Annotated in this window: 12 protein-coding genes and 2 tRNA genes; 8 read left to right on the forward strand and 6 right to left on the reverse strand. The window is 59.5% G+C overall.

What is annotated here, in order from left to right; all coding sequences use genetic code 11:
• Window positions 1–78: 78 nt before the first annotated feature.
• Window positions 79–3,045 carry an excinuclease ABC subunit UvrB gene (uvrB, locus tag PH605_RS14580; protein ID WP_142845313.1) on the reverse strand — a complete coding sequence of 989 codons (2,967 nt, stop codon included), beginning with the start codon at window positions 3,043–3,045 and terminating at the stop codon, window positions 79–81.
• 268 nt (window positions 3,046–3,313) lie between these two features.
• Between uvrB and PH605_RS14585 the strand changes: the two genes are divergently transcribed.
• A complete protein-coding gene (locus PH605_RS14585) occupies window positions 3,314–3,667 on the forward strand; it encodes a DMT family protein (RefSeq protein ID WP_003507620.1) in 354 nt (117 codons plus the stop codon).
• 105 nt (window positions 3,668–3,772) lie between these two features.
• Window positions 3,773–4,195 carry a GNAT family N-acetyltransferase gene (locus tag PH605_RS14590; RefSeq protein WP_080856533.1) on the forward strand — a complete coding sequence of 141 codons (423 nt, stop codon included), beginning with the start codon at window positions 3,773–3,775 and terminating at the stop codon, window positions 4,193–4,195.
• 18 nt (window positions 4,196–4,213) lie between these two features.
• On the opposite strand, the gene PH605_RS14595 is transcribed toward PH605_RS14590, so the two are convergent.
• The gene (locus PH605_RS14595) at window positions 4,214–4,597 is read right to left on the reverse strand and encodes a winged helix-turn-helix transcriptional regulator (RefSeq protein WP_065655871.1); all 384 of its coding nucleotides are present in this window, start codon (window positions 4,595–4,597) and stop codon (window positions 4,214–4,216) included.
• Between the two features lie 153 nt (window positions 4,598–4,750).
• Here PH605_RS14595 and PH605_RS14600 point away from each other — a divergent pair, with 153 nt between their 5' ends.
• Together PH605_RS14600 and PH605_RS14605 are read left to right on the forward strand one after the other, a co-directional pair.
• Entirely contained in the window at window positions 4,751–5,362 is a 612-nt protein-coding gene (locus PH605_RS14600; RefSeq protein WP_065655872.1) for an NAD(P)-dependent oxidoreductase, read from the forward strand.
• 12 nt (window positions 5,363–5,374) lie between these two features.
• Complete coding sequence (locus PH605_RS14605) at window positions 5,375–5,851, forward strand: nuclear transport factor 2 family protein (protein ID WP_065655873.1); 477 nt, start codon at window positions 5,375–5,377, stop codon at window positions 5,849–5,851.
• A gap of 65 nt (window positions 5,852–5,916) precedes the next feature.
• On the opposite strand, the gene PH605_RS14610 is transcribed toward PH605_RS14605, so the two are convergent.
• The 4 genes from PH605_RS14610 to rlmB all read right to left on the reverse strand — a co-directional run bounded on the left by PH605_RS14610 (window position 5,917) and on the right by rlmB (window position 9,226).
• Window positions 5,917–7,281: a PepSY-associated TM helix domain-containing protein gene (locus PH605_RS14610; RefSeq protein ID WP_142845314.1), complete on the reverse strand. Its 1,365-nt coding sequence runs from the start codon at window positions 7,279–7,281 to the stop codon at window positions 5,917–5,919.
• Between the two features lie 47 nt (window positions 7,282–7,328).
• Window positions 7,329–7,733 (reverse strand): DUF2946 family protein, encoded by a 405-nt coding sequence (locus PH605_RS14615; RefSeq protein WP_142845315.1) that lies wholly within the window; start codon window positions 7,731–7,733, stop codon window positions 7,329–7,331.
• 141 nt (window positions 7,734–7,874) lie between these two features.
• Complete coding sequence (locus tag PH605_RS14620) at window positions 7,875–8,267, reverse strand: acyl-CoA thioesterase (RefSeq protein WP_063949081.1); 393 nt, start codon at window positions 8,265–8,267, stop codon at window positions 7,875–7,877.
• Between the two features lie 71 nt (window positions 8,268–8,338).
• A complete protein-coding gene (rlmB, locus tag PH605_RS14625; RefSeq protein WP_065655876.1) occupies window positions 8,339–9,226 on the reverse strand; it encodes a 23S rRNA (guanosine(2251)-2'-O)-methyltransferase RlmB in 888 nt (295 codons plus the stop codon).
• 209 nt (window positions 9,227–9,435) lie between these two features.
• Between rlmB and PH605_RS14630 the strand changes: the two genes are divergently transcribed.
• The 4 genes from PH605_RS14630 (at window position 9,436) to PH605_RS14645 (ending at window position 12,544) form a co-directional block, all read left to right on the forward strand.
• A tRNA-Tyr gene (locus tag PH605_RS14630) sits at window positions 9,436–9,520 on the forward strand.
• A gap of 25 nt (window positions 9,521–9,545) precedes the next feature.
• Window positions 9,546–9,619, forward strand: a tRNA-Gly gene (locus PH605_RS14635).
• A 269-nt stretch (window positions 9,620–9,888) separates the two neighbouring features.
• A complete protein-coding gene (locus PH605_RS14640) occupies window positions 9,889–12,099 on the forward strand; it encodes a sensor histidine kinase (RefSeq protein ID WP_142845316.1) in 2,211 nt (736 codons plus the stop codon).
• Entirely contained in the window at window positions 12,092–12,544 is a 453-nt protein-coding gene (locus PH605_RS14645) for a response regulator (protein WP_142845317.1), read from the forward strand. The genes PH605_RS14640 and PH605_RS14645 overlap by 8 nt, the downstream gene beginning before the upstream one ends.
• Window position 12,545 lies beyond the last annotated feature (1 nt).

Below are 12,545 nucleotides of genomic sequence, written 5' to 3' on the forward strand. Positions count from 1 at the left end.
GCCGGAGCGCGCGGGTGCTCCGGTCATGTGTTTCGCAATACATATGCCTGCTGGCATCGAATATCGCGGGCGCGTGCGTCACCGCCCCGGCCGGCCCGTCTTGCCCTTGGTTCGGCTCTTGCGCTTCTGCTCGCCGGCGTCCTCATAGGAACCTGCGCCGATCTTGCCACGAACCAGCGGTCGGGGATCGTCCGTGGCGCGCTCCGGCTGGCCTTCCAGCAACGGTGAGAACCGTTTGCCGGGCTCGGTCTCGGGCTTGTCGGGCACTGCGCCGCGCACGGGTTTTTCGGTCCTGCCCACCGTCATCTCATCCAGCGTGTTCCTGCGGAACAGCGGTTTTCCCGCATCCGAGCCGGGGCCCATTTCATCCAGCGAGGGTTTGGCGAAGAGGGATTTGCCGCTTTCGTTCGCTGCGGCACCCGTCTCCGTCCCGCCGGATGTCTCGCCCTCCGGTGGGGAGATCGACAAGTGGCTGCGTCTGTTGTTTTTTCCGCCGCCTTCGATGGCGCGGGCCTCTTCCTTGGCCATCGGGTCGTCCATGGTCGCCAGTTCGGCGGCCTTGAGGCGTTTGATTTCGTCGCGCAGGCGGGCGGCCTTTTCGAAGTCGAGATCGGCTGCGGCGTCGCGCATGGATTTTTCCAGCGCGTTGAGATGGGCCTGAAGATTGTTGCCGACGAGATGGCCGCCATCGGCGAAGCCCTTGCCGGAAACGCCAGAAATATCGGCCCTTACGTGATCGCGCTCATAAACAGAATCAAGAATGTCGGAAATCTTCGCCTTAACCGATTCCGGCGTGATGCCGTGTTCGGCATTATAGGCCATCTGCTTTTCGCGGCGGCGGGAGGTTTCCTCCATCGCCCGCTTCATCGAGCCCGTGATGTTGTCGGCATAAAGGATGACCTTGCCGTCAACGTTACGGGCGGCACGGCCGATGGTCTGGATCAGCGAGGTTTCCGAGCGCAGGAAGCCTTCCTTGTCTGCATCGAGGATGGCGACGAAACCGCATTCGGGAATGTCGAGGCCTTCACGCAGCAGGTTGATACCGACGAGCACGTCGAAGGCGCCGAGGCGCAGGTCGCGGATGATTTCGATGCGCTCCAGCGTGTCGATATCCGAGTGCATGTAACGGACGCGGACGCCCTGTTCATGCAGATATTCGGTCAGGTCCTCGGCCATGCGTTTGGTCAGCACGGTGCACAGCGTGCGATAACCCTTGGCGGCGGTCTCGCGAATTTCGCCGAGAACATCGTCGACCTGGCTGCGGGCAGAACGCACTTCCACCGGCGGGTCGATGAGGCCGGTCGGGCGGATGACCTGTTCGGCGAAGACGCCGCCGGACTGTTCCATCTCCCATGAGCCGGGGGTTGCCGAAACCGCCACGGTGAGCGGGCGCATTGCGTCCCATTCCTCGAAGCGCAGCGGCCGGTTGTCCATGCAGGAGGGCAGGCGGAAGCCATATTCGGCCAGCGTCGCCTTGCGCCTGAAGTCGCCGCGATACATGCCGCCGATCTGGCTGACGGAGACGTGGCTTTCGTCGATGAACAGCAGGGCATTATCAGGGATATATTCGAACAAAGTCGGCGGCGGCTCGCCGGGATTGCGGCCGGTGAGATAACGCGAATAGTTCTCGATGCCGGCGCAGGAGCCGGTCGCTTCCAGCATCTCGATATCGTAGCGGGTACGCTGCTCCAGCCGCTGGGCTTCCAGCAGACGCCCGGCCTTTTCCAGTTCGGCGAGGCGGCCCTTCAATTCTTCCTTGATCGACTTGATCGCGCCGTTCAGCGTCGGGCGTGGGGTCACATAGTGCGAATTGGCGTAAATTTTCACCGATTGCAGGTCACCGGTCTTCTGGCCCGTCAAGGGGTCGAATTCGGTGATGGAATCGATCTCGTCGCCGAACATCGATATGCGCCAGGCGGCATCCTCAAGGTGGGCGGGGAAGATTTCGATGGTATCGCCGCGCACGCGGAACGAGCCGCGCTGGAAATCCATGTCGCGGCGTTTGTATTGCTGGGCCACGAGGTCGGCCAGAAGCTGGCGCTGGTCCAACCGGTCACCCACCTGCATCTGGAAGGTCATGGCCGTATAGGTCTCGACCGAACCGATACCGTAGATGCACGAAACCGAGGCGACGATGATGCAGTCGTCGCGTTCCAGCAGCGAGCGGGTGGCGGAGTGGCGCATCCGGTCGATCTGTTCGTTGATCGAGGATTCCTTCTCAATGAAGGTATCGGAGCGCGGCACATAGGCTTCCGGCTGATAATAATCGTAGTAGGAGACGAAATATTCCACCGCATTATCGGGGAAGAAGTTCTTGAACTCCGAATATAGCTGCGCGGCCAGCGTCTTGTTGGGCGCGAGGATGACAGCCGGGCGCTGCGTCGCCTCGATCACCTTGGCCATGGTGAAGGTCTTGCCCGAGCCGGTAACGCCGAGCAGCACCTGGCTGCGTTCGCCCGAATTGATACCTTCTACGAGGTCGTTGATGGCCGTCGGCTGGTCGCCGGCGGGCTTGTAGTCCGAAGCCATGCGGATGGCGACGCCGCCTTCGGATTTTGGCGGGCGGGCCGGGCGGTGCGGCGTCCACAGCTTGCCGTCCTTGAACAGCGGATTGCCGCTCTCGATCAGTTTCGACAGCGCGTCCACCGTGGCGGTGACGGCGCCGGGCGCGAGGTTGGCGGCATCCTCCAGCGATACGTCCATGCCGGCGACCGGATTGAGACCGGCGGCGGCGCGGGTTTTCGGATCGCTCGATGCGCCGATGGAAACGCCGCGTGCGGTCTTGGAGGCCGTGGTGTTCTTGGCCGTCTTCGGGGGGGCTTTCTGGGCCTCCTTGCGCGCTTCGATCTCGATCTTCTTGCGGTGCTTGCCCGCCTTCGAGGCGATTTCGCGCTGGGTTTCCACGGAGGAAGCCTCCGCTTCCGCCTCGAGCTGCTTCACCCAATCGGCGACGCTGCCGCTGAGCGGCGCGCCTTCGAAGGACGATTGCGGAGCTTCCTCGAAGCCCGAGGGCGAGGAGGTGGAGTTTTTCGGTGATCTGGCCATAGGCGAAATATGGAGGGAGTCACGCATAAAGGGAAGGGGATGTGGTGAAAAAATGAGTACAAAAAGGAAACGAAGCGTGCGGAACAAAATTCGGCCGGATGCGTTGCGTAGCGGCTGAAGACAGCTTTGTTCAAATCCGTCGGAAATCGATTTCGGTTTTCGGGCGGATGCGCTAGAGCAAATCCATACGGGCGGAATGAGGGTTTCCTTCTGACTGCCTTCTCCTGCCGCATTTCATGACATCCCTCCCTTTTTTCCAGGACCCATCATGCCGTTCTCAATCAGCCCTGCCCATATCTGGCCTGTCCTGATGCTCATCGCCTCCAATGTTTTCATGACCTTCGCCTGGTACGGCCATCTCAAGCACAAGGGCAGCGCGCTCTTCCTGGCGATTGTCGCCAGCTGGGGCATCGCCTTCTTCGAATATGTGCTTGCCGTTCCCGCCAACCGCATCGGTTCGGAGGTCTATTCGACCGCGCAGCTCAAAACCATTCAGGAAGTCATCACGCTCGCGGTCTTCGCGCTGTTTTCGATCTTCTGGCTTAAGGAAAGCATCACTATCAACCACGTGATCGGTTTCGCGCTGATCGCTTTCGGTGCGTCCTTCATTTTCCGCTCCTGAAAAGGAATAAATACCCGGCGCTTGCCGGCCCGGAACCAGTCGCAACGGATATGAGGTGATGTATCGATGAAAATACGGCCTGCGACAGTTGACGATGCAACGGGAATGGCGGCGGTTCAGAATGAGATATTCTCGGCCGGCCTCCGAAAAGCGCCGACGGACATTACGGCCGTGCTGGAGAATTACCTCCAGCACGCCGACCGTATCGAATGCTCGGTCGCCGAGGACGATGACGGGCGTATACTGGGCTTCCAGTCGCTGCGTTATGCGCGCACGGACAATCCCTATGGCGTGGCGGAAGGCTGGGGCATCATCGGCACCCATGTCAGCCCGCAGGCGGCACGAAGAGGTGTGGGATCCGCCCTCTTCGCGGCAACGCGCAGGGCGGCGGAGGCGCGGGGTATTCAGAATATCGATGCCAGTATCGGTGCGGACAACATGCTCGGCCAAAGCTATTACGACGCTATGGGATTTACGACCTATCGCCAACCGGAAGGGCTGGTCTGCAAGGTTTACCGGCTGGGCTAGACGCGGCCTGCTTCCGGATCAGCCGCGATTGTCGTTTTCGGAATATTGCAGGCGGGCCTTGCAGATGCGAACGTGGTTCTCGTCAGCCCATTGCACCAGCAATTGCATCGGCACCAGAAACGAGCGGCCGAGATTGGTCAGCTCATATTCCACGCGCGGCGGCACCTCCGCATAAAGCGTGCGGCGGATGAAGCCATCTTCTTCCAGCCGTTTCAGCGTGCGGGACAACATCTGCTTGGAAATATCGTCGATCCTGCGGTTCAGCTCGTTGAAGCGCAGCACGCCGCCCTGCAGGGCTTCCAGAACCAAAAGGCTCCATTGATCGCCGATACGGTCGAGCACATCGCGGATGGGGCAGGGCTGGTCGAAGGCAAAAACCTCTTTCGTCTGCGTATCCGCCATGTCCTTACCCCTTGCCCTTTTACCCTTGCAGGTCATCGCCATGTGACCAGATCAGCCGCCGCTGACTTCTTGCGGCTATGGCTGCGATACCATAGCTCTTCTTCGCGGTCTATAATCTAGACCGGTAACGATAGTGACAAGAGGAAAGAAGCCATGGCTAAAATCGCGCTCATCGGCGCTTCCGGCAATGCCGGGTCCCGTATTCTGAAGGAACTTTCCGACCGGGGACATCAGGTGACGGCAATCGCCCGCAATCCCGAAAAGATCGCCAGCCTGCCGAATGTGGTGGCAAAGAAGGGCGATGTTTTCGATCAGGCAGGGCTTTCGGAACTGCTGAAGGGTCACGATGCCGTGATCAGTTCGGTGCATTTCACCGCCAGCGATCCGGCAACGCTGATCGAGGCAGTGCGCGCCTCCGGCGTTCAGCGCTATTTCGTCGTCGGCGGCGCCGGCAGCCTTGAAATTGCGCCGGGCCAGCGTGTGGTCGACCTGCCGGATTTCCCGGCCGCCTACAAGGCCGAAGCGACCAAGGGCGCGGAGTTCCTGGACCGGCTGAAACAGGAAAAGCAGCTCGACTGGACCTTCCTGTCGCCATCCGCCGAATTCGTGCCGGGCGAAAGAACGGGCAAATTCCGCATCGGCAAGGATAATCTCCTCAGCAACGATGAGGGCAGCCGCATTTCCTTCGAAGACTATGCCATCGCGCTTGTCGATGAAATCGAGAAGCCGCAGCATTCCCGCCAGCGTTTCACCGTCGGTTATTGAGAGGTAACACCCATGAATTTCGTAACACGCCGTCTTGCCATCGCCGCATTCGCTCTCGTGCCCGCCTTGATGGCAGCGCCCGTTCTGGCGCAAACCGCAGCACGGGACTTCGCGCAGGAAGAAGCCAACCGCAAACTGGTGATCGAGTTCTACGATACGGTCTTCAACAAGCATGAGGTTGACAAGGGCGCCGCCGTCCTCGTCGACAGCTACAAGCAGCACAACCCGATGGTGCCGGATGGCAAGAAGCCGTTCGTGGATTATTTCACCGGCCACTTCAAGGAAAACCCGCAGTCGAAAGCACGGATCGTGCGTAGCGCCACGGATGGCGATCTGGTCTATCTGCACATCCATTCGACGGAAAATGAAGGCGATCGCGGCAGGGCCATCGTCGATATTTTCCGGGTTACCGACGGCAAGATCACCGAGCACTGGGACGTGATCCAGGAGGTGCCGGAAAAGGCGGCGAACACCAATACGATGTTCTGAGAGCCGTTGCCGTCGCATTGCCGATAACAGGGAACAGCCGGGATTTTCGCCCGGCTGTTTTCATTTCAGATCGCGCGTCGTTTCTGGCGCGACTGTACGATCAGATCCAGCGCCATCATGGCCAGCAGGCTCGCGCCCACCAGCGGGAAAATGATGCCGCCGATGGCGAGTATGGCGAGCAGACCGTGCAGGACGCGTTTTTCCTGCGGGAGGGGCGGCACGCCGAGTGACCCTTTCGGACGGCGTTTCCACCACATGATGCCGGCAGACACTGCAAGCAGCACAATGCCGATACAGGCCGCTAGAAGCACGATCTGGTTGGCAAGGCCATATTGCTGGCCCAGATGCACGTTGATGCCCCATTCCAGCGCCTTGCCGAGCGGGCCGTAATCGGCGTAGCTCATATCGATCAGCGGCTCGCCGCTATATTGATCGAGATGGACGACCCGTTGCTGCGCCAGATCGTCGGGATAGACGGAGCCGCTATAAACGCCCGTCGGTTTTCCCGGAAGGGAGACAGCGTAACCGGCGGCAAGACCGAGCGCGTCGAAACGTGCTATCGCCTCGTCGATCCCGATAGGCTGGTCTTCGGCGGAATGGGTGGATTCCGGTATTTTCGCCTGCTCCAGTGACCAGCTTGTCTTCGCCACGTGGTCGAGATGTTCGCCCGACATCGGAACATCGGTGCGAATGCCCGCCGGATATCCGAAGTTGCTGCCATTCGCCCATTCATTGATCTTCGCACCCCAGACGCCCGACCAGGGCATGCCGGTGACCGCAAGGAAAACGATGAAAAAGCCGACGAAAATGCCGGTGACGGCATGGGTATCGCGCCAGAACACCCGCTTTTTCGGCGTGCCGCGCACGGTCACGACACCGCCGGTCTGTTTTCGCGGCCACCAGAGATAGATGCCGGTGGCGACAAGAAGGATGGACCAGCCGGCAGCGATTTCGATCAGATAGCGGGCATAGGTGCCGAAATATTTCAGGCTGTGGAGATAGCGGATCGTCCACATGACGGTGCCGCGATCCGGCAGGGAGCCGGCAACCTCAGCAGTGTAGGGATTGACGTAGACGGCCCGCTTTCCATCCGCCGTATTGACGGTGATTTCCGCCGACGCGCCCGGATCGGCGGGGGTGATATATTTGACGGCTGCGCCGGGAACGGCCGCAAGTGCTGCACTCACGATCTCGGAAGGCAGCGCTTTCGGCGCGTTTTGCACCACTTCGATCCGCTTCAGGTCTGGGTGGATGAGATTATCGAACTCGTCCCGGAAGAGATAAAGCGCACCGGTGACGGCGAGCGATATCATGAAGGGCAGGACGAAGAGACCGGCGTAGAAATGCCAGCGCCATACGGCGCGGTAAAGATTTGCGGACGAGGAATGCGCAGGCGCACGCTCGCCCTCGAAAGAGGTCGTAACAGACATGGATGTCTCCGCAAGAGAATTGATTTTCCGGCAGGCCGGACAGTGTTCTAGCGTCGCGGAGCTGAGGGGGGTGCGCGTGGGCGCGATTCCAGATTGGGCGGCGATGGCGGCAACGCCGCGTCGATGTTCAGGAAGGTGACTTCGACCGCAGGGAGAATATTGTCCGCGCGCTCGACGGGAATAACCGGAAGAGCGGCGGCTGTGGCCGAAGCCAGACGGCAGAGCGTGCCGCAACAGTCGTCTGCGATCTTGCCGGCAGGGTTCTGTTTGCCGGAGCCGCCTTCCGGCAAATGGCTGGAACAGATGATCTCATCCGCCGCCAGCGCGGCCATCGCCATGTTGCCGCTTGTCAGGCCGTTGGCGAGGCCCTGCAAAAGGAAAAGCAGAACCGCCAGCATGGCGATGGCGCCAGCCGAACTTCTGTCCTGCATGATCCTGCGAATAAATCCCATGCAATCGGAATGTCATATTTGCGGCGAAATGTCACCGCGACACAATGACGGGAAGTGAGGGGCAATAACGATCCCGACAAAGCGTGGGATGCCGATGCTGCTTGTTGTTGAGCGGCGCTGGAGCCCAGCGCCGCAGCGCGCTTATTCCGCTGCCGGAATGGGCGTGGGTTGTCCGTTTTCGTCCATCGCCACCATGATGAAGGTTCCGGCGGTGACTTTTTCCAGCTTGTCATAACGCGACCGCTGCGCCCAGGCTTCCACCGTCAGGGTGATGGAGGTGCGGCCAACGCGGGCGATGTCGGTATAGATGGACAGCGTGTCGCCGATCTTCACCGGCAGTTCGAAGGCCATTTCCTTGACCGCCGCGGTGACGACGCGACAGCGGGAACGCTCCGCTGCACGGATACCGCTCGCCAAGTCCATCTGCGACATGACCCAGCCGCCGAAAATATCGCCGGCGGGATTGGCGTCGGCCGGCATGGCAAGCGTTCTGAGCGTCAGCTCGCCGGTCGGTTTGATGGTCTGCTCGGTCATGTTGAAATTTGCTCCTTGCGAAAAAGCGCAGCATGCGTTGCGCTTTGTGATTTCGCAAGGAAGGCGAAGCGTCAGGACGACGCTTTGCCCAGAAATTGCTGCGTTGCATAAAGGGCGATGGCTGCCGCATTCGAAACGTTGAGCGATTTGATCTCGCCGGGCATATCGAGACGGGCGAGCGCCGAGACGGTTTCGCGCGTTTTCTGGCGCAGGCCCTTGCCTTCGGCGCCCAGCACCAGAGCGATTTTTTCACCGCTGAATGTCTGCTCGATGGGGGCGGGGCCTTCCGAATCCAGACCGACGGAGAAGAAGCCGAGCTTGTGCAGCTCGCCGAGCGCATCGGCCAGATTGGTGATCTGGATATAGGGAATGAGCTCCAGCGCACCGGAAGCCGATTTCGCCAGCACGCCCGACTCGGTCGGGCTGTGGCGCATGGTGGTGATGACGGCGCCGGCGTTGAAGGCGACCGCCGAGCGCATGATGGCGCCGACATTGTGCGGATCGGTGACCTGATCGAGCACGAGAATGAGCGGGCTGTCCTTCAGCGCGCCGAGACGCTTGACCGGCAGCGGCCGGGTTTCCAGCATCACGCCCTGATGGATGGCCTCGGGGCCGAGGACCCTGTCGATATCCTGAGGGGAAACCATCTCGACCGGGAAGGGCTGGGCATCGGCCTCGCCGATATCGAGACGCGCAAAGGCGTTCTGGGTGACGGAGAGCTTGACGATCTGCCGTTCGGGATTGGCGAGTGCGGCACGCACGGTATGCAGGCCGTAAAGATGCACCTGATCGGGCGCTAGCTGCGGCGGCTTCCAGTCGTCCGCGCCGCGGTTCTTGCGCCTCGGCTGCTGCGGGGTCGGAATTTCGCCGCGCTCCCGCTTGGCGTCGCGCACGGCGCGGCGCAGGTTGGCATAGTGCGTGTCGCGGGTGGATTTGTTCTTGGGATCGTCTTTGCTCATGGCGCCTTATATCTCCGCCGGGAGGCGCGCACCAGCCCCCGCGATAATTCACAGGGCCGTAAAGAGGTTTGAATTTTTTCCCGAAAATTCGTGAAAGGGCGTGTTGACAGAAACGAATGAGGCCGTCATATACGCGCCACAGACGACGCAACGGCGCTTCGCCGCAGCGAAATCTGAAGAGCTTGGTCGCTCGATCCTAGCAGAAAGCTGGAGGGATGCCCGAGTGGTTAAAGGGGACGGACTGTAAATCCGTTGGCTACGCCTACGTTGGTTCAAATCCAACTCCCTCCACCATTCTGCACGGATCGAAATCACCACCGCGGGTATAGCTCAATGGTAGAGCAGCAGCCTTCCAAGCTGAATACGCGGGTTCGATTCCCGCTACCCGCTCCAGCTAGCCCTGAAAAAATCGATAAATTCCCTCAATTGCTGGCTTCCCTTCGCTTTGCCGTGCGCGTGTAGCGCCTATTTCTGTGGGATGGTCCGGCACGCGAGCTTTTCACCGTCACGGTTCTGCCAACCATGAATCGCATTGACGTCATATGGGCGCCATTTCAACCTCTTGCCAAAACGAGCGTTTACATCTTCGCAATAATCAATAGGTTGGCGGCATCTTTTGAGCAGGTTGAACGTTCTTGCAAAGAGAGCGGCTGGAGAAAGTTATGAGTTCAAATACGCCGAAACTGGATAGTTGCGGCGCCGAGCCCATCCACATTCCCGGTGCTATTCAGGAACATGGGGCCCTTCTGGCTCTGTCCGCGCGGGAATTTTCCCTGGTGCAGGCGAGCGATAATCTTGCCGACTATATTGGTGTGGCCCTGCCAATCGGGGTCGTCGTCACCGAAAAAATCTTGCCTTTCATCTCCGCACTCTCCGTCTGGTATTCCTCCGAAGAGAGCAACTTCCGATATGCGTGGGCCGAAAAGAAACTCGATGTTTCGGCGCATCGATCAGGGACTTTGGTTATTCTCGAGGTGGAAAAGGCAAGAGAGGGCGAGTCGGCTGAAAAGCTGATGGGCGAACTTACCAATCTGGCGCAATATCTGAACAGCGCGCCATCGCTGGAGGACGCTCTTTCGCGGACCGCGCAATTGGTGTCCTCGATCAGCGGTTATGATCGTACCTTGATTTATGATTTCGGACTGGACTGGAGCGGCCATGTCGTGGCGGAAGCCGGAAGCGGGACTTTGCCGTCTTATCTCGGACTTCGCTTTCCGGCGGGCGACATCCCGCCGCAGGCGCGGCAGCTCTACACCATCAATCGCCTGCGGATGATTCCCGATGTCGATTATAAGCCTGTCCCGATCAGACCGCCGGTCAATGCGGAAACGGGAGCGGTGCTCGATATGAGCTTTTCGCAGCTCCGCAGCGTGTCGCCGGTTCATCTCGAATATATGCGCAATATGGGCACGGCCGCTTCGATGTCCGTGTCGATCATCGTTAATGGCACTCTCTGGGGCTTGATCGCCTGCCACCATGCGACACCCCATTCGGCATCCTTTGCCGTCCGTGAAGCCTGTGATTTTGCGGCACAGCTCCTGTCTATGCGGATCGCGGCCGAGCAGAGTTCCCAGGATGCATTCCGCCGGGTGGAGCTTGGCCAAATTCAGGCGCGTCTCTTGAAAGGCATGGCCGCCGCCGAAAAATGGGTTGATGGACTGCTTGCGGGTGACGACGAAAAAAACGACCTGCTGAAACAGGTGGGAGCGGACGGCGCTGCACTCGTCCTTGGCGACGACTATGAGCTTGTCGGCAGAACGCCGTCACGGCAGCAAGTTGAAGAGCTTGTCTTATGGTTCGCAGAGAAGGACGTTGTGGATGTTTTTGCAACCGACAATCTGACCGGCGATTACGCTGCCGCTGAGGCCTATGCTGCCGCCGCAAGCGGAATTATTGCGATGCGGGTTTCGGAATTGCACGGCAGTTGGCTTATCTGGTTTCGGCCGGAAGTCATAAAAACGGTGCGCTGGGGCGGTGATCCGCACAAAACGGTGCAGGAGAGCGGGCGCATTCATCCGCGCAAGTCCTTTGAAATCTGGAAGGAGCAATTGCGCAATACGTCATCTCCCTGGTCGGAGGCCGAGCTTGCGGCGGCGAGGGAGCTTCGCAGCGCGATCATCGGCATTGTCCTGCGCAAGGCCGAGGAGATGGCGGATCTGACGCGGGAATTGCAGCGGACCAACAAAGAGTTGGAGGCATTTTCCTATTCCGTTTCGCACGACCTGCGTGCCCCGTTCCGTCATATTGTCGGGTTTGCGCAGTTACTGCGGGAGCGCAGCAATGTTCTGGACGAGAAATCCCTGCATTATCTGCAGATGATATCAGAGGCGGCGCTGGGTGCCGGCAGGCTGGTGGATGATCTCCTGAATTTTTCACAGCTTGGCCGCACGCAACTCACCCTGAAACCGGTGGATATGCAGAAGGTGGTGAGCGAAGTTCGTCGCTCTCTGGCGCCCGCCGTTGCGGATCGCCAGATCGAGTGGCGCATCGGAGAGTTACCGGTGATATTCGGGGATGCGACCCTGCTGCGGCAGGTCTGGTACAATCTCATCGAAAATGCCATCAAATATTCGTCTCGGGAGCCGGTGTCGATCATCACCATTTCTGCGGTTGAAACCGAGGATGACGTCACTTATTCGGTCGAAGACAATGGTGTTGGCTTCGATATGGCCTATTACAGCAAGCTTTTTGGTGTGTTCCAGAGGTTGCAGCGGGTAGAGGATTTCGAGGGAACGGGCATTGGACTGGCGCTGGTGCGACGAATTGTCGAACGCCATCACGGTTCGGTCGGTGCCGAGGGAACTGTCGGTGAGGGAGCCACGTTCTTCTTCACATTGCCGGTTATGAAAGTTGAAGAGGAAAAAATTGCCTGAACTCAGACCCATTCTGCTGGTGGAAGACAATCCACGCGATCTGGAACTAACGCTGACCGCTCTTGAAAAATGCCAATTGGCGAATGAGGTGGTGGCACGCGATGGCACCGAGGCACTCGACTATCTGAATGTAACCGGTAGCTATCATAACCGCTCGGCTGGTGATCCGGCAGTAGTTCTTCTCGACCTCAAACTGCCGAAAGTGGATGGGCTTGAGGTGTTGCAGACGGTCAAGGGCAGCGATCACTTGCGGCACATTCCGGTCGTCATGCTGACGTCTTCGCGAGAAGAACAGGATCTCGTTAGGAGCTACGAACTCGGCGTGAACGCTTTTGTCGTCAAGCCTGTGGAATTCAACCAGTTCTTCAAGGCGATACAGGATCTTGGCGTCTTCTGGGCTCTTCTGAACGAACCGCCACCGGGTGCACATCGCAATGGCGGATGAG

This window comes from Agrobacterium sp. CFBP 3001 (assembly GCF_027871605.1).
In the GTDB taxonomy this organism is placed as follows: Bacteria; Pseudomonadota; Alphaproteobacteria; order Rhizobiales; family Rhizobiaceae; genus Agrobacterium; species Agrobacterium leguminum.